The sequence below is a fragment of the Streptomyces sp. VNUA24 genome (assembly GCF_029167005.1).
Taxonomy (GTDB): domain Bacteria; phylum Actinomycetota; class Actinomycetes; order Streptomycetales; family Streptomycetaceae; genus Streptomyces; species Streptomyces scabiei.
In genome coordinates, this window is the sequence record NZ_CP119143.1 from 8,591,262 (window position 1) to 8,609,621 (window position 18,360).

The following is an 18,360-nucleotide window of genomic DNA, read 5'->3' on the forward strand; positions in this document are numbered from 1 at the left end:
ACACCCGTCGAGAAAGCGCTTCCTGCGCCAGGCGACACCACGCACCACGCACCACGACGTACGACGACGTACCCAGAAACGGAGCCCCAGTCATGGCCCAAGCCGCAGCCGTGGCGAAGCCGCCCGCGCCGCCCCGGCGGAGCCGTGCGCGGAGCCGTGCGCGCCGTGCCTCCGCGACCCCGCGCAGGCTTCCCTACCTGCTGATCGCCCCGGCCGCCCTGCTCATGCTGGGCTTCATCGCCTACCCGGTCATCAGCGTCTTCTACTACAGCCTGCAGCACTACAACCCCACGAAACCCTGGCGGAACGGCTTCGCCGGCTTCGACAACTTCGTCCACGCCTTCACCGAGGACCCCCTCTTCTGGGACACCCTCGTCTTCAGCGCCAAGTGGGTGGTCGTCGAGGTCTCGCTGCAGCTGCTGTTCGGTCTGGCCCTCGCCCTCATCGTCAACCAGACCTTCGTCGGCCGGGCCGTCGGCCGGGCGATGGTCTTCTCGCCCTGGGCCGTCTCCGGCGTGCTCACCTCCGCGATCTGGGTGCTCCTCTACAACTCCCAGACGGGCATCACCCGTTACCTCGCGGACATGGGCATCGGCGAGTACGGCACCAGCTGGCTCTCCGACACCTCCACCGTCTTCTCGGCGGCCGTCGTCGCCGACCTGTGGCGCGGTGTCCCCTTCTTCGCGATCCTCATCCTCGCCGACCTCCAGTCCGTCTCCAAGGACCTGTACGAGGCCGCCGAGGTGGACGGCGCCAGCCGCGTCCGGCAGTTCCTGCACATCACGCTGCCGCACCTGAAGGACGCGATCATCCTCTCCACGCTGCTGCGCGCGGTGTGGGAGTTCAACAACGTCGACCTCCTCTACACCCTGACCGGCGGCGGACCGGCGGGAGTGACCACGACGCTCCCCCTCTACATCGCCAACACCTCGGTCGACGCCCACAACTTCGGCTACGCGTCCGCCCTGACCACGGTCGCGTTCGTGATCCTGCTCTTCTGCTCGATGGTCTATCTGCGGCTCAGCAAGTTCGGAGGCGAGTCCAAGTGATCACCAAGGACGTCGAGAAGGTCGCCCCCGTGCGGCCCGCGCCCGCGGCCGAGGAGCCCCCGCAGCGCCCGCACAAGACCCGCCGCGCCTGGGACGAGGTCCCGCGCTGGCAGATCTACCTGCCCCTGTCGATCTACCTCGTCTTCACCCTGGTCCCCTTCTACTGGATCCTGCTCTTCGCGCTGCGCAAGCCGGGCTCGACCTCGCTCGTGCCCTGGCCCGTCACCTTCGAGCACTTCGAGAAGGTGTGGAACGAGCGCAGCTTCGGCACCTACTTCCAGAACAGCGTGCTCGTCGGTGTCGTCACCCTGCTGATGACCACGCTCGTCGCCCTCGCCGGCGGCTACGCCCTCGCCCGCTTCGACTTCAAGATCAAGCGCGGGTTCATGCTGGCGCTGCTGTGCTCCCAGTTCGTGCCGGGCGCGCTGCTCCTGGTCCCGCTGTTCCAGATCTTCGCCGAGCTGCGGATGATCAACTCGCTCGGCAGTGTCATCCTCGCCGAGACGGTCTTCCAGCTGCCGCTGTCGATCATCCTGATCAGCAACTTCATCAAGAACGTGCCGTACACGCTGGAGGAAGCGGCCTGGGTGGACGGCTGCAACCGGTTCACCGCGTTCCGGGTGGTCGTGCTGCCGCTGCTGCGGCCCGGCCTGATCGCGGTCGGCTCCTTCGCCTTCGTGCACTCCTGGAACCACTTCCTGTTCGCCCTGATGTTCCTCAGCAACCAGGAGAAGCAGACGATCCCCGTCGGCCTCAACACCCTGCTCAGCGCGGACAGCGTCGACCTGGGCGCCCTGGCGGCCGGCGGCATCATCGCCGCCGTCCCGGTGGTCATCGTCTTCGCCTTCATCCAGAAGTGGCTGATCACGGGCTTCAGCGCCGGGGCGGTGAAGGGATGACCGCACGCCGGAGGGCGGCTCGGCTCATGCTCCTCTCGGGGGCGCCGGGCGCCCCGCCCACCACCCCGGCCGGGGCCCGGCCCATCGGCCGGGACACGCGCGCGACGGACGACGGCCGGGCGGCCGCCGACGGTGGCTCTCCGGTGGATCTCCAGGCCATCCACCACGCCGCCCACTCCGGCAGCGAGCGTGATCGCACCGCCGGCGCCGGCCGGACGCCTACCCTGCACCAGAAGATCGACAGCGCCGGGAGGACCGACCGAGAGGTGGCCCGCGGCGCGGGCGCAGGGAGGATCCGATGAACACCACGACGTACGAGAGCCCGCTTCCGCTCGTCCTCGCGGGAGCGCGCGGCCACGGCCGCTGGCACCTGGAGAACATCCGGCGCCTCGCGGACAAGGGGATCGTCCGGCTCGCCGGGATCTGCGAGCTGACCCCGCTGGGCGCGGACGAGATCCCGGACGGCCTCGGCACGCCCGAGCAGTCCGCCGACTTCGGGGCGCTCCTCGACTCCACCGGCGCCGCGATCGCGGTGATCTGCACCCCGATCCCGACCCACACCGACCTGGCGCTGACGGCGGCCCGGCGGGGCGTGCACGTCCTGCTGGAGAAGCCGCCCGCCCCGTCGTACGCCGAGTTCCGCCGGATGGCGGACGGCGTCGCGGACGCCGGCACGGTCTGCCAGATCGGCTTCCAGTCGCTGGGCTCGCACGCCCTGCCCGCGATCCGGCGGATGGTCGCGGACGGGCTGATCGGCGAGGTCGTCGGCATCGGCGGAGCGGGCGCCTGGGCGCGCGCCGAGGCGTACTACCGTCGCGCGCCCTGGGCCGGGAAGCGGCGCCTGAACGGCGTGGACGTGATCGACGGGGCGCTCACCAACCCCCTCGCGCACGCCGTCGCCACCGGGCTCGCGCTCGCCGGCGCCGACCGCGCCGAGGACGTCGCCGCCATCGAGACCGAACTGCTGCGCGCCAACGACATCGAGTCCGACGACACCTCGTGCGTACGGGTCACCACCGCCGACGGCGGCCGGATCACCGTCGCCGCCACGCTGTGCGCCGAGGACCCGGACGAGCCGTACAACGTCGTCCACGGCACCAGCGGCCGGATCACCTTCTGGTACAAGCAGGACCGCGTCCTGGTCCAGCGCGCCGGGCACGGCCCGGAGGAGATCGAGTACGGCCGCACCGATCTGCTGGAGAACCTCGTCGACCACCTCGTCGACGGCACCGAGCTGCTGGCGCCCCCGGAGGTGACCGGCGCGTTCATGAAGGTCGTCGAGGCGATCCGGGTCGCCCCCGACCCGGTCGCCCTCCCGGCGGACGCCTGGCACCGGCTGCCCGACGAGGAGCGCCGGGTCGTCGACGGCATCGACGGCCTGGTCGCGGCCGCCGCCGACGACCTCGCCCTCTACTCCGAACTCGGCGCCCCCTGGGCGCTTCCCGCACCACCGGCGAAAGAGGTGAGCACATGATGACCGACGGGTCCCTCGTCCTGCGGGTGGCGGGCCGTCCGGTGGGCCGCTACCTCACCCGGCCCGAACTGCCGGAGCGGCACTCGCCCCGCCCCTATCTGCACCCCGTCACCACCCTGGCCGGTACGGCGGTCACCGAGCTGAGCCCCGCCGACCACCTCCACCACCTCGGCGTCGGTGTCGCCGTTCCCGACGTCGAGGGGCACAACTTCTGGGGCGGACGCACCTACGTCCGCGACCAGGGCCCGACCGAACTCGCCAACCACGGCTCCCAGCGCCACACCTCCTTCCAGCTGCGGGACCCCGACGGCTTCGTCGAGGAACTGCGCTGGGTGGCCTCCTCCCGGGAGCTGCTGCGCGAGCGCCGTACGGTCGCGGCCACCGAACTCACCGCGTCCGCCTGGGCACTGGACTTCACCTTCTCCCTCACCAACATCACCGACGCCCCCGTGTCCATCGGCAGCCCGGCCACCAACGGCCGCCCCGGCGCCGCGTACGGCGGCTTCTTCTGGCGGGCCCGCAAGGAGGCCGCCGCGCCCCGCGTCTTCTCCGCCGACGCGGAGGGCGAGGCGGCGGTCCACGGGCGCCGCGCCGACTGGGTGGCCCTGTCCGGACGGGGGTCACCCCGGTCGAGCGGAGCCGAGAGCGGGGGAAACTGGACGCTCGTCTTCACGGGGGCCACCGGGACCACGCGCCGCGACCCGTGGTTCGTCCGCGCCGAGGAGTACCCGGGAGTCGGGTCCTCCCTCGCCCACACCGAGCGGCTGCCGATCGGGCCGGGCGAGACGGCCGTACGCCGGATCGTCACCGTCGTCGCCGACGGCACCCTCGACCGGGACGAGGCCGCGGCCCTCGCGCGCAAGGCGGTGAACGCGTGAGCGACACGGCCACCGCGACCGCCACCGGCGCCGTCACCGCGCCCGCCTTCTCCGCCGACCTGGGCGACGGCACCTACCGCAACCCCGTCCTCGACGCCGACTGGTCCGACCCCGACGTCCTGTGCGTGGGCGACGACTTCTACCTGACCGCCTCCAGCTTCGGCCGGGCCCCGGGTCTTCCCCTGCTCCACTCCCGGGACCTCGTCAACTGGACGCTCGTCGGCCACGCGCTCGAACTCCTGGAGCCGGCCTCCGAGTTCCGGGCCCCGCGCCACGACTGCGGCGTGTGGGCGCCCTCGCTGCGGCACTTCGACGACCGGTTCTGGATCTTCTGGGGCGACCCGGACCAGGGCGTCTTCCAGGTCAACGCCCCCGGGATCAGGGGCCCCTGGACCCGCCCGCACCTGGTCAAGGAGGGCAAGGGTCTGATCGACCCCTGCCCGCTGTGGGACGAGGAGACCGGCGAGGCGTATCTGGTGCACGCCTGGGCCAAGTCCCGTTCGGGGATCAAGAACCGGCTCACCGGGCACCGTATGCGGCCCGACGGGACCGGGCTGCTCGACGAGGGCGAGGTCGTCGTCGACGCGGACCGGCTGCCCGGCTGGTTCACCCTGGAGGGACCCAAGCTCTACCGCCACGACGGCTGGTACTGGATCTTCGCCCCCGCCGGGGGCGTGGAGACCGGCTGGCAGGGCGTCTTCCGCTCCCGCGGATTCTTCGGCCCGTACGAGGAGCACATCGCCCTGGAGCAGAAGGACACCGAGGTCAACGGTCCGCACCAGGGCGGCTGGGTGCGCACGGCGGCCGGCGAGGACTGGTTCCTGCACTTCCAGCAGCGGGGCGCGTACGGCAGGGTCGTCCACCTCCAGCCGATGCGCTGGGACCGCGCGGACGGCTGGCCGGTGATCGGCGACGACGGCGCCCCGGTCGCCGTCCACCGCAAGCCGGCGCTGCCGGCGCAGCCGGTCGCCGCGCCCGCGACCGACGACGACTTCCCCGGCGGCCGCTTCGGACGCCAGTGGCAGTGGACCGCGAACCCCCAGGACGGCTGGGCCACCCAGCACTCCGGGGACGGGCTGCGGCTCACGTGCGTGCGCTCCGTGCACGCGCACGACCTGCGGAAACTGGCGAATGTGCTCACACAGCGGCTGCCGGGGATCCCGGCCTCCATCGAGGTCGGACTGAGGCTCGACAGCGAGGAACCGGGGGCGCGCGCCGGGCTCGCCGTGCTCGGGGACGCGTTCCGCTGGATCGGACTCCAGCGGGAGGCCGACGGGAGCGTGCGCCTGGTCCACCGCTTCGCCGAGAGCGTCGCCGAGGGGGAGCGGGACGCCGGCCCTTCGCGCCCGGCGCCCGCGGGACGGGCCCGGCTGCGGATCGAGACCTCCGCCGGGGCACGCTGCCGCTTCTCCTACGACGTGGGGGAGGGGTGGGAGTCCTCGGGACAGGTCTTCGCCGCCACCCCCTGGCGCTGGGTCGGCGCTCTGCTCGGCCTCTTCGCGGTCGCGCCCACCGGCGGCGGACACGCGGGAGCGGCCACGTTCACCCGGTTCCGGATCACCGCCGCACGCGCCACCACCGCCTGACCCCGCCTTTCGTACGCCTGTTGGGAGCCGCAATGACGCACCTCCGTGGCAAGCGCTTACCGCACCGTGGCGGAGCCCTGGCCGCCGTCACCGCCCTGCTCGCCTCGCTCGTGTCCGGCGCGTTCACCCCGGCCGAGGCCGCGAGCCCGGCCGGGACCGCCTCCGCCCAGGCGGCGCCCCGCTGGAGCGACCGGCCGCACGGCTTCGCCTCCCTCGACGGCGGCACCACCGGCGGCGCCGGCGGCAAGGTCGTGACCGTCACCGACCAGGCCGCGCTGGCGCGGTACGCGTCCGCCGAGGAGCCCTACGTCATCCGGGTGGCCGGGTCCATCGACGTGGCGCCCTTCGGCTCGGACATCGACGTCGCCTCGGACAAGACGATCATCGGCGTCGGCGACACCGGCGAGATCGTCCACGGCGAACTGCACCTGAACCCCGGCACCAGCAACGTCATCATCCGCAACCTGACGATCCGGGACTCCTACGTCGAGGGCGACTGGGACGGCAAGACCACCGACTTCGACGCGATCCAGATGGACTCCGCCGACCACGTCTGGATCGACCACAACCGCTTCGAGCACATGGGCGACGGGCTGCTCGACATCCGCAAGGACAGCCGGTACGTCACCGTCTCCCACAACCAGTTCAGGAACCACAACAAGGCCCTCGGCATCGGCTGGACGACGAACGTCCGGACCGAGATCACCATCGACCACAACTGGTTCACCGGCACCAAGCAGCGCAACCCCTCCGCCGACAACTGCGCCTACGCGCACCTCTACAACAACTACCTCTCGGCGCAGGTGGCCGACGGCGACCCGGTGTGGACGTACGGGAACTGGGCGCGCGGCCGCACGAAGATGGTCATCGAGAACAGCTACTACGACGGGGTCCAGCACCCCTACCAGGCCGACGCCACCGCCGAACTGGTGCAGCGCGGGTCGATCCTGAGGAACGCCGACGGGCGGCAGGACGCCTGGGGCGACGCCTTCCGGCCGAGGGACTTCTACCGCTACCGGCTCGACCCGGCCGCCGCCGTGCCCGCGCTGGTCACCCGGTTCTCCGGCCCGCAGAAGACGCTCGGCACGAACACCGTGCTGAACGTCCCCGGCGACTACGCGAGCGTGCAGGCCGCCGTGGACGCCGTGCCCGCCGGCAACGACGGCACGGTCACGATCCGCATCGCGCCCGGCACCTACCGCGCCAAGGTACTGATCCCGGCGGACAAGCCGAACCTGGTGCTGCGCGGCACCGGACGGCACCGCTCGGACACCGTCCTCGTCTTCGACACACCCGCGGAGTACGGCGGCTCCAACGGCAGCGCCACCGTGCGGATCCTCGCCAGTGACGTGACCGCCCGCAACCTCACCTTCAGCAACGACTTCGACGAGGCCGCGCACGAGCTGAAGGGCGAGCAGGCCCTCGCGATGAAGACCACCGGCGACCGGATCGTCTTCGAGAACACGGCCTTCCTGGGCAACCAGGACACGCTGATGACCGACAGCCCCAAGCTGGACGTCGTCAGCCGCGTCTACATCCGCGACTCGTACATCGAGGGCGATGTCGACTTCCTCTACGGCCGGGCCACCACCGTCGTCGAGCGCTCCCTGATCAAGGCGCTCAGCCGGGGCTCGGACAGCAACAACGGCTACATCACGGCCGCCTCGACCTGGAAGCACAACCCCTACGGGTTCCTGATCACCCGGTCGAAGGTCGTCAGCGACGCGCCCGCCGGGACGTACCACCTCGGCAGGCCCTGGCACCCGGGCGGCGAGCCGGACGCCGTCGCCCAGGTGCTGTTCCGGGAGACCGAACTGCCCGCCGCGGTCAAGTCCTCGCCGTGGACGGACATGAGCGGCTTCTCCTGGAAGGACGCGCGGTTCACGGAGTACCGGACGTACGGGCCGGGATCGGGCGTCACCGCCGACCGGCCGCAGCTCGACCGCGCGGACGCACGGGCCCACACGGTCGCCGAGTACCTCGCGGGGAAGGACGGCTGGGCACCGCACCGCGGTCGCGCCGGCCACTGAGTTCCGCCCCGGAGACAGCACAGACCCCCCACAACTTCACAACCCTCGTATCCAGAAGAAGAGAGCCGTTCAATGAAGATCAGCATTCGCAGAAGCAGGCGTGCCGCCGCGGCCGTCGCCCTCGGATCCGTCCTCGCCCTGACCGCCACCGCCTGCGGTGACGACGGCAGCGGCGCCGGCGGGGACAAGGGCTCCGAGGGCAGCGGCAAGGGCGAGATCGTCTTCTGGGACAACAACGGCGGTGTCCGCACCGAGATCTGGAAGGAGGTCATCGCCGACTTCGAGAAGGCCAACCCGGACATCGACGTCCAGTACGTCGGGATCGCCTCCACGGAGTACCAGTCCAAGGTGGACACGGCCATCCAGGGCGGCGGCCTGCCGGACGTCGGCGGTATCGGCGCGGCCATGGCCGCGGGATTCGCCGCGCAGGGCGCGCTGGAGCCGCTCGACGACCGGCTCTCCAAGTCCTCCCTGAGCGGCAAGCTCAACGAGTCGATGGTCGAGTCGCTGAAGTCCGCCGGCGGCGGCGACGCCCTCTACTCGATCCCGACCTCCGCCAACAACGGTGTCCTCTACTACCGCACCGACCTGTTCAAGGCGGCGGGCCTGCCCGAGCCGACCGACTGGGACAAGTTCTACGAGGCCGCCGAGAAGCTCACCGACAAGGACAAGAACAAGTTCGGCTACACCATCCGCGGTGGCGCCGGCTCCATCGCGCAGGCGCTGGACGCCATGTACGGGCAGTCGGGGATCACCTCGTTCTGGGACGCGAGCGGTGAGAAGACCACCGTGAACGACCCGAAGAACGTGGCGGCCCTGGAGAAGTACGTCGGCCTCTACAAGAAGGTCACGCCCGCGGCCGACCTCAACAACGACTTCACCAAGATGGTCGCGCAGTTCGACTCCGGCACGATCGGGATGCTCAACCACAACCTGGGCTCCTACCAGGACCATGTGAAGGCGTTCGGCGACAGGTTCCGCGGCATCCCGCAGCCGACCGGGCCCGGTGGCAAGCGGGTGCAGGTGTCCAACCCGGTCGACGGGCTCGGTGTGTTCAAGAGCTCCAAGAACAAGGACGCCGCCTGGAAGTTCGTCGAGTTCGCCACCTCGCACGAGGAGAACTCCAAGTTCAACAAGTCGGCCGGGCAGGTGCCGTCGAACAACGACGCCGCGAAGGACACGTGGATCGCGGAGGCCGAGCCCACGAAGCTGGCCGCCGCCGCGCTGACCGACGGGTCGACGACGATCGTGCAGCTGCCGTACTACCTGCCGGACTGGAACACGATCTCGAAGGCCGACAACGAGCCGGCCTTCCAGAAGGTGATGGACGGGAAGAGCACGGCGAAGGAGTTCCTGGACGCGATGGCCGAGCAGCTGAACAAGGCGCAGGCCGAGTGGAACGAGCAGAAGGGCTGACGGCTCGGGCCGGTCGTCCGTGGCCGGCCGCAGGTTCGTCGCGGCCGGCCGCGCCCACGCGGCCGAGCCGCACATGTGACAGTCCCCGCGCCCCCGAGTACGGGGCGCGGGGCCCTACTGGAAAGGCACCCGCACGTGTCCCTCACCCGTAGACAGGTCACCACCGCGGCGCTCGCCGCCGTACCCCTCACCGTCGCGGCCACGGGGCCCGCGTCCGCCGCGGCCCCGTTCCGCCGCCCCCGCCGCGACCGCACCCTCTACATCGCCGGTGACTCCACCGCCGCGCAGAAGTACGCCGACGCCGCCCCCGAGACGGGGTGGGGCATGGCGCTCCCGTTCTTCCTCGCCCCGGGGCTGAAGGTCTCCAACCACGCGGTGAACGGCCGCAGTTCCAAGAGTTTCATCGACGAGGGGCGGCTGGACGTCATCCTCGCCGCGATCAGGCCCGGGGACCTCCTCCTCGTCCAGTTCGGGCACAACGACTCCAAGATCGCCGACCCCACGCGCTACACCGAGCCCTGGACGACCTACCAGGAGCATCTGCTCCGCTACCTCGACGGCGCCCGGGACCGGGGCGCCCGGCCGGTGCTCGCGACCTCCGTCGAGCGCAGGAAGTTCGACGCGGCCGGCAAGGCCCTGCCCACGCACGGCGACTACCCGGCCGCGGCGATCGCGCTCGCCGCGCAGGAGGGTGTCCCGCTGCTCGACATCCAGGCGCTGTCGATCGCGCTGTGGCAGAGGCTCGGCGTCGAGGAGACCAAGAAGTACTTCAACTGGACCGCGACCGAGCAGGACAACACGCACTTCAACCCGCCCGGCGCCATCGCCGTGGCACGGCTGGTCGCCTCCGAGCTGCTGCGCCGCCGGGTCCTGTCGCGGCTCGACGTGCGCCGGCTGGTCGAGGAGATCCCGGAGTCCTGGATCACCTGGCCCGAGGCGTAGCCGCACCACGCGCTGTCCCGAGAACTTTCCTCACCCCCTCGCTCCGCTCCGAAAGGAACCGCATCCATGCGTCCCCGTATCTGGCATGCCCATGCCATCACTGCCTTCGTCGGCTGCTCCGCGCTCGTCCTCGGCGTCACGGGCACCGGTGTCGCCCAGCCCCAGGGGCGCGATCTCGGCCGGCAGGTCCTCGGCGCGGGTGACGGCTGGGGCTCGGCGGAAGGCGGCACCACCGGCGGCTCGGCGGCCACCGCCGAGCACGTCTACACCGTCACCACCTGGGCCGAGTTCAAGGCCGCCCTGCGGGACGGCGGTGACGCGCCGAAGATCATCAAGGTCAAGGGCATGATCGACGCCGTCTCCGAGGGCTGCGACGCCTTCGTCACCGGCGGCTACGACCTCCAGCAGTACCTCAAGGACTACGACCCGGCCGTCTACGGCAACGACGAGGTCGCCAAGGGCCCCCAGGAGGACGCGCGGGTCGCCTCCGCCGCCCGGCAGGACACCGAGATCAAGGCCAACATCCCCAGCAACACCACCATCGTCGGCGTCGGCAGGAACTCCGGCATCCTCGGCGGCAGCATCCAGATCAAGGGCGTCTCCAACGTCATCATGCGCAACCTCACCGTCGAGGCGCCGCTCGACTGCTTCCCCAAGTGGGACCCCACCGACGACGACAACACCGGCAACTGGAACTCCGAGTACGACGCCGTGGTGGTCTACGGCACCGACCACGTGTGGCTCGACCACAACACGTTCACCGACGGGCGCTACCCGGACAGCGAGCGGCCGGTGTACTTCGGCAAGGTGTTCCAGCAGCACGACGGGCTGACGGACATCGTGCGCGGCGCCAACCACGTGACCGTGTCCTGGAACCGCTTCCAGGACCACGACAAGAACATGCTGATCGGCAACAGCGACAGCACCGCCACCACCGACTCCGGCAAGCTCAAGGTCACCCTGCACCACAACCGCTTCGACGGGATCCTCCAGCGTTCCCCGCGCGTGCGGTTCGGCCAGGTCGACGTCTACAACAACCACTACGTGGTGAAGGAGGCGCAGAAGTCGGACTACTACCTCTTCGGCATCGGCATCTCCTCGCAGCTCCACGCCACCGACAACGCCATCTCGCTGCCGGCCGGCGCCAGTGTCGGCAAGGTGCTGAAGAAGTGGAAGGAGGCCCCGCTCACCGCCGAGAACAACTACGTCAACGGCAAGCGCACGGACCTGATCGCCGTCCACAACGCCGAGATCCCCGAGGAGTTCCTGCAGTCCGGCGCCGGGTGGACACCCACCCTGCGGACCAGGGTCGACTCCCCGCGTGCCGTACCGGGCATCGTCGGCAACGGCGCGGGTGCCGGGAAGGTCTGCTGATGACCGGGCGCCCCCCGGGCCCGGGCAGACGGTCGTTGCTGGCCGCCGGGGCGGGGACCGTGCTCGCGCTCGCCGTCGCGCCCCGGGCCGAGGCGGCCCGGGGCGGCCGCGGCGCCTTCGGGCCGTACGGTTCGCCGGCCGCCCGCCTCGACGAGCGGACCCTGTACGTGGACGCCGCCGGCGCCGGCGACTTCACCACCGTCCAGGCCGCCGTCACCGCCGCGACCGGAACCGGGTACACCCTGGTCGTCGCACCCGGCGTGTACCGCGAGACCGTCGCCGTCGGCGTCACCCGGACCGGGATGACCTGGATCGGGGCCTCCGGGGACGCCCGGGACGTGGTGGTCGTGTACGACAACGCGGCCGGTACGCCGAAGCCGGGCGGCGGCACCTACGGCACCACCGGGTCCGCGACGACCCTGGTGCAGGCCGACGGGTTCACCGCGCGGGACATCACCTTCGCCAACGACTGGCTGCGCGCCGACCACCCCGGGATCACCGGCACCCAGGCCGTCGCCCTCAAGGTGCAGGGCGACCGGTCGGCGTTCCTGCGCTGCCGCTTCCTCGGCCACCAGGACACCCTGTACGCCGACTCGACGGCCCTCGGCACCTTCGCCCGGCAGTACTTCCGCGACTGCTACGCGGAGGGGGACGTGGACTTCGTCTTCGGGCGGGCCACGGCCGTCTTCGAACGCTGCCGCTTCCGTACGCTGACCAGGACCGATCTGGGGTCCGCCCCGTACGGGTTCGTGTTCGCGCCCTCCACGGCGGGAGCCAACCCGCGCGGCTATCTGGTGACCCGCAGCCGGATCACCAGCGAGGCCCCGGACGCCTTCTACAAGCTGGCCCGCCCCTGGGTGCCCAGCTCGGACACCACCGCCCGGCCCATGCTCACCGTGTGCCGGACCCGCCTCGACGCCGGCATCGACGCGGTCGCGCCGTACGCGAACATGTCGTCCGGCTTCCCCTGGCAGGAGCAGCGGTTCGCCGAGTACCGGAACAGCGGGCCGGGCGCCGCCGTCACCGTCCCCGCGAACCGGCCCCAGCTCACCCGCGCGGAGGCCGGGGCGGCCACCCGCGAGGCGTACCTCGGCGACTGGACTCCCTGGGAGGGGTTCTGACATGCGCCGGCGCACCCTGCTCACCGGCCTGGCGGGGTTCGCCGGCGGCCTGACGGCCGCCGGCACCACCCCCGCCCTCGCCCACGGACCCCGCCGGGTGCTGCACGTGCGGCCCGGCGGGTCCGTCCAGGCCGCCGTCGACGCCGTCACCGGCCCCGGGTGGACGATCGTCGTCCACCCGGGGACGTACCGGGAGGTCGTCAACATCCCATCGGCAAAAGGGGAGTTGACCCTGCGCGGCGCGTCCCGCGACCCCCGCGCCGCCGTCGTCGTCTTCGCCCGGGCCAACGGGACCCCGAGGCCCGAAGGCGGCACGTACGGCACCGCGGGCTCCGCCACCTTCACCTCGGCGGCGCCCGGCCTGACCGTACGGGACCTGACGCTCGCCAACGACTGGCTGCGCGCGGACCATCCGGACTACACCGGGACCCAGGCCGTCGCCGCGTACGTCACCGGCGACCGCTCGCACTTCGACAACGTCCGGTTCCTCGCCCACCAGGACACCCTCTTCGCGGACACCACCGCGCTTCACGCCTTCGACCGGCAGTACTACCGGCACTGTCACATCGAGGGCGACGTGGACTTCGTGTTCGGGCGGGCCAGGGCCGTCTTCGACACGTGCCACTTCCGCACCCTCCGGCGGGACGTGCCCTTCACACCCAAGGGCATGGTCTTCGCCCCGGCCACCGCCCGCGCCAACCCCTACGGCTTCCTCGCCGTGCGCGGCCGGATCACCTCCGGCGCCGAGGACGCCGCCTACAAGATCGCCCGGCCCTGGGTGCCCTCGTACGAGACGACCGCCTGGCCCTCGCTGGTCGTGCGGGACACCTGGATCGGCCCGGGGATCGACGCGGCCGCCCCGTACATCAACATGCGGGAGACCTACCCCTGGCAGACCATGCGCTTCCGCGAGTACGCCAACTCCGGTCCGGGCGCGGTCGTCTCCGTACCGGAGAACCGGCCGCAGCTGACGGCGGCCGAGGCGAGGGAGCACTCACGGCGGACCTATCTCGGCGACTGGAGGCCGTATGCCGGCCGGTGAACCGGCGGGCGCCCCCGACCCGGCGGGCGCCCCCGACCCGCCGGGGACCCGCCGATCCGTGGGACGCCGGGCCTTCGTGGTGGGCGCGGGGGCGGCGGCGCTCGGCACCGGCGGGGGATCACCGGCGGCCGGCGCGGAGCCCCCGGGCGCCGCCGGTGCCGCCCCGGCCGGTGCCCTCCCCGACTTCCACCCCCTGCTCAAGGACGAGCTGCGCTTCCCGCTCGCCTGGGGCACCTCACCGATCCGGGACTTCCGCGCCTGGCGGCGGGCGGCCCGGGCCAAGGTCGAGGAGCATCTGGTCGCCGGACGGGACGACACCCCGTACGCCCCGGAGTTCGGCGGCCGGCGGGCCGAGGGCGACGGCTTCACCCGTGAGACGGTGACCTTCTCCCTCACCCGGTACGGCCGGGTCCGGGGCGCCCTGCTCACCCCGCACGGCACCGGGCCCTTCCCCGCCGTCCTCCTCCTGCACGACCACGGGGCCAGGTTCGACATCGGGAAGGAGAAGCTGGTCGAGCCCTGGTACGACGAGAGCCGCCTGCCGTCCGCGCGGGCCTGGGCCGACCGGTACTTCGGCGGCCGGTTCGTCGGCGACGAACTCGCCCGGCGCGGCCATGTCGTCCTCGCCGTGGACGCGCTCGGCTGGGGCGACCGGGGCCCGGTCGGCTACGAGGAGCAGCAGGCCCTCGCGAGCAACCTCTACCACCTCGGCTCCTCCCTCGCCGGGCTCATGGCCAGGGAGGACGTGCGCGCGGCGGGCTTCCTGGCCGGACTCGACCGGGTCGACCGGCGCCGGGTCGCGGCCCTCGGGTTCTCGATGGGCGCGTTCCGGGCCTGGCAGACGGCCGCGCTCAGCGACGACATCGCGGCCGCCGTGAGCGTCTGCTGGATGACCGGCCTCAAGGAGGTCATGGTCCCCGGCAACAACATCCTGCGCGGCCAGTCCTCCTACTACATGCTCCACCCCGGGCTCGCCCGGCATCTCGACTTCCCCGACGTGGCGAGCATCGGCGCCCCCAAGCCGATGTTCTTCCTGAACGGCGGCCTCGATCCGCTGTTCCCCGCCGACGGGGTCCGCGTGGCCCACGACAAGCTGCGCGCCGTCTGGCGTTCCCGCCACGCCGAGGAGCGGCTGCGGCTGCAGACCTGGCCGGACCTCGGCCACGTCTTCACCGCGCCCCTGCAGGACGAGGTCTTCGACTGGCTCGGCTCCGTCCTGTGAACCACCCCACCCGCACGAGAAAGGAACCGCTCTCCATGTCTCGTCCTACCCCTCTCGCCCTGGGCACGGCCCTCGCCCTCGGTGCCGGCCTGGCCGTGCTCCCCACCCAGGCGCACGCCGCCACCGTGGTCGTCGCCAACGTCACCGACCTGTCCAACGCCATCAAGAACGCCACGCCCGGCACCACCATCCAGGTGCGCGGCGGCACGTACCACCCGACGGCGACCCTGCAGTCGACGGTGAACGGCAGCTCCTCCAGCCGGATCAGCCTCCAGCCCTACGGCTCGGAGACCGTGCGGATCGACGGCTCGAACCTGCCCGCCGGCGGCTGGATCTTCAAGCTGACCGCCGACTACTGGACCGTCTCCGGGATCACCTTCCAGAACTCCCCGGACAGCGCGGTCGTCTGCCAGTCCTGCGCCTCCACGGTCTGGGACAACATCAAGACGATCAACGGCGGAGACTCCGGCTTCACGCTCACCGGCGACGGCACCACCAACAACACCGTCCGCAACATCGACTCCTACGGCCACTACGACCGCGCCAACCACGGGGAGAACGCCGACGGCATCGCCGTGAAGTTCGGCTCCGGCGGCGGCAACCTCATCACCGGGGCCCGTCTCTACAACAACGCGGACGACGGTCTGGACTTCTGGTCCTTCTCCTCGCCCGTCACCGTCGAGCACACCTGGGCGATGGGCAACGGCAGGAACCGCTGGGGCGACTCCGCGTTCGCGGGCGACGGCAACGGCTACAAGCTGGGCGGCGACGGCGAGACCGTCGCCCATGTCCTCAACAACTCGGCCGCCTGGGACAACGCGGGCAACGGTTTCACCGAGAACAGCAACAAGGGCGCCATCGTCATCAACCGGACCACCGCCTACGCCAACGCCAAGTGGGGGTACTACTTCGCCACCGGCGCGGCCCGCCTCGGCAGGAACCTGGCGGTGGGCAACAGCGGCGGCCCGGTCAACAAGGGCTCGTCGGTCGTGTCCTCCGGCAACAACTGGGACTCGGGCGTCCCGACCCCGGCCTTCCGCTCGACCAGCGCCTCGACGACGTTCAACGCCCGCTCGTCGAGCGGCACCCTGCCCGCGACCACCTTCCTCACCACGGGCAGCACGACGATCGGCGCGACCATGGACTGAGGCGGCCGCCGCCGTGGACGGACGGCGGCCGGGGGACGCGGCAACCTTTTCCCGCCGGGCGGCGACCAGTGATCCGAAGCGGGCCGGAGCGGCCCCTCCGGTCCGCTTCGTTCCCCGCCTCGGCCGAGACGCGTCGCCTGCGGAAGGAACACCGTGCGTCACCGTCACGGACACCATCGAGGAGCGCGGACCCGGTCGATCGCCGCCGCCACCCTCCTGACGCCGTCACCACGTTCCTGACCACGGGTTCCACGGCCGTCGGCGCCACGATGAGGTGAACCGGCCGGGCACGCGCGCGCAGGCGCCCCCCGCCGGTCGTCACCGGCGGAGGGCGCTGTGCGTGCCGACCCCGAGGGGGGCTCCGGTCGGCACCGCTGCCGGCCGAGGGGGGCTCGGGCCGGCAGGTCCTCGCGGCGGGCCGGGACGCCGGGACCGGACAGCTCGCACCTCCTGGTGTTCGTCCGTCTGGCGTTCGACTGCCACGCACTGACAAAGACGCCGGACGCGAACGCGGGGTTGTGCTCCCGGCCCGAACGGATCCGCCGCGCGGCTGTGCTCATGCACCCGATCCCTCGCCGGTGGTGACTCTCGCGTCTGCTGGTCGCCACCGGCGGGGAGAAGGTTGCCGCCGCCGTGGATCTTCCTACGAGCCGTCCTCGTCCTCGTCCCCGTCGGAGGAGCCCTTGTCGTCGTGCGCCTCGAAGTCGCCCGCCACCGCGAGGTCGTCGCCGCCCGCCTTCGCGGTCATCGCGTAGCGGTCGCCGCCCGCGTCCCGGCCGCCGCGCTCGTGGTTGTACTGCGCGGCGAAGACGAACTCGCCCTTGGGGACCGTACGGCCGTCCTTGAGCACCCACGTGTAGACCAGGAACCCGTCGTCCGTGGCGACCGTGAGATCGAAGTCCTGCTCCGGCAGCGAACGCCAGGCACCCGCCGAGCTGACCCCGCCGGTCCGCGCGATCCGCAGCTGCACGGTCAGCTCGGTGAGCTGCGCGCTCGTCCGCAGGGTGAGATTGCTCTGCGCCCAGAAGTCGTTGCTGTGCGGGTCGACCGAGCCGTCCGACCAGAGCGGACCGTCCTGCTCCTTGCCTGAGGAGGGCAGCCTCGGCGCGGGCGTGGCCCGGGCGGACGGGCTCTGCGACGGGGTCGAGCGGGGCTTCTTCTCCTGCTTGCCGCCGTCGCTCGGGCTCGGCCGGTCCGGGGGGAGCGGGGCCCGGCTGGTGGCGGCCGGGGAGTCGAGCGGGGTCGGGGAGACCACCACGGTCCCCCGGTCGGCCGGCGCCGTCTCCTCGCCCTTCACCGCGGAGGCGACCGCGTAGCCGCCGACCGCGAGCACGCTCGCGACACCGGCGGTGGCGGTGACCACCCGCACCCAGCCCCACAGCGGCGGCCGCGTCGCCGACCTGCGGCTCCGGCGCTCCGCGGGGGCCGTCATACCGCGTTCGATCCGGGCCAGGATGCGGGCGCGGTCGGGCTCGTGCGCCTCGGCCGACTCACGCAGCCGGGCGCGCAGGTCCTCGTGCACGTCCCTCATCGGTCCCTTCCTCCGCTGCCCGGCGCGGCCGCACCGGTCACACTCGCGCCCCGCACGCCCCCGCCCGTGATGCCCGCGTGCATCCGCCGTGGCGCGTCCTCGGTGCCGAGCAGCTTCTGCAGTTCGGCCATCCCCTTGGACGTCTGGCTCTTCACGGTACCGACCGAGACGCCGAGGGCCAGCGCCGTGTCCTTCTCCGAGAGGTCGAAAGCATGCCGCAGGACCACGCACGCCCGCTTGCGGAACGGCAGTCTGCGCAGCGCCGACTGGACGTCGACCACGCCGGGCACGTCGGGATTGTCGGCCTTCTCCTCGCGCTGCGACCAGAACAGCGTGATCCGGCGGCGCTCGCGGACCGCGCTGCGGATGCGGGTACGGGCCAGATTGGCGACGACGCCACGGGCGTACGCCACCGGATGGTCCGCCGCGCGGACCCGGTCCCAGCGGTGCCACATCGCGAGCAGCGCGTCCGCGGCCAGGTCGTCGGCGGCGTCCGCCTCACCCGTCAACAGGTGGGCGAGGCGCGAGAGTTCGGCATAGTGCCGTTCGAAGAAGGCGTGGAACTCCACGGAGGCTGCGTCGTCGACGACAGTGCCCACGGGGACCTCTCTTCTCGCTGCGGCCACAGCGGCCGAGGCGGCCGGCCGT

Annotated in this window: 16 protein-coding genes; 14 read left to right on the forward strand and 2 right to left on the reverse strand. The window is 71.8% G+C overall.

Features of this window, described 5'->3' with window-relative positions:
• Positions 1-92 precede the first annotated feature (92 nt).
• From PYR72_RS36845 to PYR72_RS36910, 14 genes are all read left to right on the forward strand, one after another.
• Entirely contained in the window at positions 93-1,049 is a 957-nt protein-coding gene (locus PYR72_RS36845) for a sugar ABC transporter permease (RefSeq protein WP_275459315.1), read from the forward strand.
• Positions 1,050-1,078: 29 nt separating this feature from the next.
• On the forward strand, positions 1,079-1,948 hold the full coding sequence (locus tag PYR72_RS36850; RefSeq protein WP_275460620.1) for a carbohydrate ABC transporter permease: 870 nt from the start codon (positions 1,079-1,081) through the stop codon (positions 1,946-1,948).
• The gene (locus PYR72_RS43020; RefSeq protein WP_343245551.1) at positions 1,945-2,250 is read left to right on the forward strand and encodes a hypothetical protein; all 306 of its coding nucleotides are present in this window, start codon (positions 1,945-1,947) and stop codon (positions 2,248-2,250) included. The genes PYR72_RS36850 and PYR72_RS43020 overlap by 4 nt, the downstream gene beginning before the upstream one ends.
• Positions 2,247-3,422: a Gfo/Idh/MocA family oxidoreductase gene (locus PYR72_RS36860; RefSeq protein ID WP_275459316.1), complete on the forward strand. Its 1,176-nt coding sequence runs from the start codon at positions 2,247-2,249 to the stop codon at positions 3,420-3,422. Before PYR72_RS43020 ends, PYR72_RS36860 begins: the two co-directional genes overlap by 4 nt.
• Positions 3,419-4,300 carry a PmoA family protein gene (locus tag PYR72_RS36865; RefSeq protein ID WP_275459317.1) on the forward strand — a complete coding sequence of 294 codons (882 nt, stop codon included), beginning with the start codon at positions 3,419-3,421 and terminating at the stop codon, positions 4,298-4,300. The genes PYR72_RS36860 and PYR72_RS36865 overlap by 4 nt, the downstream gene beginning before the upstream one ends.
• Positions 4,301-4,359: 59 nt before the next feature.
• Positions 4,360-5,886, forward strand: a complete 1,527-nt coding sequence (locus PYR72_RS36870; protein WP_275460621.1) for a glycoside hydrolase 43 family protein — start codon at positions 4,360-4,362, stop codon at positions 5,884-5,886.
• Positions 5,887-5,918: 32 nt separating this feature from the next.
• Positions 5,919-7,916 (forward strand): pectinesterase family protein, encoded by a 1,998-nt coding sequence (locus tag PYR72_RS36875; RefSeq protein ID WP_275459318.1) that lies wholly within the window; start codon positions 5,919-5,921, stop codon positions 7,914-7,916.
• A 72-nt stretch (positions 7,917-7,988) separates the two neighbouring features.
• A complete protein-coding gene (locus tag PYR72_RS36880) occupies positions 7,989-9,332 on the forward strand; it encodes a sugar ABC transporter substrate-binding protein (protein WP_275459319.1) in 1,344 nt (447 codons plus the stop codon).
• Between the two features lie 135 nt (positions 9,333-9,467).
• The gene (locus tag PYR72_RS36885; RefSeq protein ID WP_275459320.1) at positions 9,468-10,274 is read left to right on the forward strand and encodes a rhamnogalacturonan acetylesterase; all 807 of its coding nucleotides are present in this window, start codon (positions 9,468-9,470) and stop codon (positions 10,272-10,274) included.
• A 66-nt stretch (positions 10,275-10,340) separates the two neighbouring features.
• Complete coding sequence (locus PYR72_RS36890) at positions 10,341-11,648, forward strand: pectate lyase (protein ID WP_275459321.1); 1,308 nt, start codon at positions 10,341-10,343, stop codon at positions 11,646-11,648.
• Complete coding sequence (locus tag PYR72_RS36895) at positions 11,648-12,769, forward strand: pectinesterase family protein (RefSeq protein ID WP_275459322.1); 1,122 nt, start codon at positions 11,648-11,650, stop codon at positions 12,767-12,769. The genes PYR72_RS36890 and PYR72_RS36895 overlap by 1 nt, the downstream gene beginning before the upstream one ends.
• A 1-nt stretch (position 12,770) precedes the next feature.
• A complete protein-coding gene (locus tag PYR72_RS36900) occupies positions 12,771-13,811 on the forward strand; it encodes a pectinesterase family protein (protein ID WP_275459323.1) in 1,041 nt (346 codons plus the stop codon).
• 58 nt (positions 13,812-13,869) lie between these two features.
• A complete protein-coding gene (locus PYR72_RS36905) occupies positions 13,870-15,033 on the forward strand; it encodes an alpha/beta hydrolase family protein (protein ID WP_275460622.1) in 1,164 nt (387 codons plus the stop codon).
• 35 nt (positions 15,034-15,068) lie between these two features.
• On the forward strand, positions 15,069-16,181 hold the full coding sequence (locus tag PYR72_RS36910) for a right-handed parallel beta-helix repeat-containing protein (protein ID WP_275459324.1): 1,113 nt from the start codon (positions 15,069-15,071) through the stop codon (positions 16,179-16,181).
• Between the two features lie 643 nt (positions 16,182-16,824).
• On the opposite strand, the gene PYR72_RS36915 is transcribed toward PYR72_RS36910, so the two are convergent.
• Together PYR72_RS36915 and PYR72_RS36920 are read right to left on the reverse strand one after the other, a co-directional pair.
• Entirely contained in the window at positions 16,825-17,712 is an 888-nt protein-coding gene (locus PYR72_RS36915; protein ID WP_275459325.1) for a hypothetical protein, read from the reverse strand.
• Positions 17,709-18,311, reverse strand: a complete 603-nt coding sequence (locus tag PYR72_RS36920) for a SigE family RNA polymerase sigma factor (RefSeq protein WP_013004603.1) — start codon at positions 18,309-18,311, stop codon at positions 17,709-17,711. Before PYR72_RS36920 ends, PYR72_RS36915 begins: the two co-directional genes overlap by 4 nt.
• Positions 18,312-18,360: the final 49 nt, after the last annotated feature.

Bases quoted from the DNA above. Each gene is read 5' to 3' on its own strand.
- PYR72_RS36880 (WP_275459319.1), top strand. From the start codon at position 7,989: ATGAAGATCAGCATTCGCAGAAGCAGGCGTGCCGCCGCGGCCGTCGCC.
- PYR72_RS36845 (WP_275459315.1), top strand. From the start codon at position 93: ATGGCCCAAGCCGCAGCCGTGGCGAAGCCGCCCGCGCCGCCCCGGCGG.
- PYR72_RS36910 (WP_275459324.1), top strand. From the start codon at position 15,069: ATGTCTCGTCCTACCCCTCTCGCCCTGGGCACGGCCCTCGCCCTCGGT.
- PYR72_RS36890 (WP_275459321.1), top strand. From the start codon at position 10,341: ATGCGTCCCCGTATCTGGCATGCCCATGCCATCACTGCCTTCGTCGGC.
- PYR72_RS36895 (WP_275459322.1), top strand. From the start codon at position 11,648: ATGACCGGGCGCCCCCCGGGCCCGGGCAGACGGTCGTTGCTGGCCGCC.
- PYR72_RS43020 (WP_343245551.1), top strand. From the start codon at position 1,945: ATGACCGCACGCCGGAGGGCGGCTCGGCTCATGCTCCTCTCGGGGGCG.
- PYR72_RS36865 (WP_275459317.1), top strand. From the start codon at position 3,419: ATGATGACCGACGGGTCCCTCGTCCTGCGGGTGGCGGGCCGTCCGGTG.
- PYR72_RS36915 (WP_275459325.1), bottom strand. From the start codon at position 17,712: ATGAGGGACGTGCACGAGGACCTGCGCGCCCGGCTGCGTGAGTCGGCC.
- PYR72_RS36860 (WP_275459316.1), top strand. From the start codon at position 2,247: ATGAACACCACGACGTACGAGAGCCCGCTTCCGCTCGTCCTCGCGGGA.
- PYR72_RS36900 (WP_275459323.1), top strand. From the start codon at position 12,771: ATGCGCCGGCGCACCCTGCTCACCGGCCTGGCGGGGTTCGCCGGCGGC.
- PYR72_RS36875 (WP_275459318.1), top strand. From the start codon at position 5,919: ATGACGCACCTCCGTGGCAAGCGCTTACCGCACCGTGGCGGAGCCCTG.